The 206-nt window shown below is 65.5% G+C and carries 1 protein-coding gene; it reads right to left on the bottom strand.

Annotated features, from left to right (window positions below; all coding sequences use genetic code 11):
- A partial coding sequence (locus H9S92_RS00070; protein WP_187464695.1) for a SprB repeat-containing protein occupies window positions 1-206 on the bottom strand: 206 nt, incomplete at both ends.

Genomic DNA, 206 nt, shown 5'->3' with positions numbered 1-206 from the left:
TCCAGGTCAGTGGGCTCGTTGACCGTGCCCGTGGCGGTTTCCGTACAGCCGTTGGCGTCGGTGACCGTCACCGTGTAGGTGCCTGCGGCCAGACCGGTGGCCGTAGCCGTAGTCTGTCCGTTGCTCCACAGGTAGGTGTAGTCGGGGGTACCACCCGTGGCCACTACCGTCAGCGTGCCGTCCATGTCTCCGTTGCAGAGCACGTC

The organism is Neolewinella lacunae (assembly GCF_014349155.1).
GTDB lineage: Bacteria > Bacteroidota > Bacteroidia > Chitinophagales > Saprospiraceae > Neolewinella > Neolewinella lacunae.
The sequence above is the reverse complement of the archived record's forward strand: the minus strand, read 5'-3'. Positions and strand labels throughout refer to the sequence as shown.